This window comes from Arthrobacter sp. Sr24 (genome assembly GCF_054511175.1).
In genome coordinates this window covers 1-1,298 of record NZ_JBTNDB010000061.1, presented here as the reverse complement: position 1 = coordinate 1,298, position 1,298 = coordinate 1, and the positions used below count along the sequence as shown (strand labels likewise).

General features: G+C 58.2%; 1 protein-coding gene. It reads left to right on the top strand.

What is annotated here, in order from left to right:
• Positions 1-135 precede the first annotated feature (135 nt).
• Entirely contained in the window at positions 136-1,278 is a 1,143-nt protein-coding gene (locus ACX80D_RS17750) for an ISAs1 family transposase (protein ID WP_459324182.1), read from the top strand.
• The last annotated feature ends 20 nt before the right edge of the window (positions 1,279-1,298 follow it).

Genomic DNA, 1,298 nt, shown 5'->3' with positions numbered 1-1,298 from the left:
CAGGGCGGCTGCAAAGTCTTTTGCGAGGGGATGGCGTCTTAATATGTGAGACGAACGGGGTTGTGGCTGTTTAAAGGTGAGAACTCCTGTTAAGCCAGATGGTGTCTAAGCCGCTGGATTGCCAGGAGTTCTCGTATGTCATCTTCTCACTTTGCTTTGTTCATTGACGAATTCACTCCACCGGATGTGGTTCAGGTTGATCCGGGTAAGGTCCTTGCGGCTCTGTGTGAACTCCCGGATCCTCGGAAGAAACGTGGGGTCAGGCACCGTTTCCCGCACTTGCTGGTGATCATGGTCTGCTCAGTGTTGGCAGGGGCAACGACGCTGGTGGAGATGGCTGAATGGGCCGCTGACACGGCGCGGGACCAGCTGGCCGCATTGGGGATCGGCTCGCCACACGCCACCACGTTGGGGAGGGTATTCGAACGTCTTGATGCTGACATGCTGGACCGCTTGGCCGGGGCATGGGCCCAGGGTGCAACGTCTCTGGCCGCGGTCGCTCTCGATGGCAAGGAAGTACGTGGTGCCAAGAATGGCGGCGGTACGAGGGTCCATCTGATGGCGGCTATTGATCACGGAACTGGCGCCGTGTTGGGGCAGGTATCGGTAGCCGAGAAATCGAACGAGATCCCCTATTTCTCAACACTATTGGACGGCATCACGGACCTTACCGGGGTGGTCGTGTCGGCGGATGCCCTCCATACCCAGCGTAAGCATGCCGAGTATCTTCATGGCCGGGGCGCCTTCTACGTGCTCACGGTGAAGGGAAACCAGCCTGGTCTGCACAAGCAATGCTCCGACCTGCCTTGGAAACGAGTCAGGGCAGGGAACAAGACCGTGGAGAGAGCTAACGGCCGGGACATTGAGCGGACCGTGAAGTGCGTGAGCATTGCTGAGGGCATCAACTTTCCCCACGCAGCCCAAGCCGCTCAGATCATCCGAAAGTCACGGCCAATGGGAACCCGGAAGTGGCACACAGAGACGGTGTACGTCGTCACGTCACTGACACCGTCACAGGGGAAACCATCAGAGATAGGGGCATGGATCCGCGGTCATTGGGCCATCGAAAACGGTCTTCACTACCGCCGCGATGTTCTTTTTCGGGAAGACCATAGCCAAGTACGCAACGGTGAAGCACCCCGCGTGATGGCATCTCTAAGAAACATCGCCATAACGATTCTCCGGCTGCAAGGAGAAACTAACCTTGCCAAAGCCACCCGTGGTGCCCGCAACTACCCGGATCGCGCCCTCAAACTAGCCGGCATCACTACCAGCTAAACGACTTTGCAGCCGCCCTG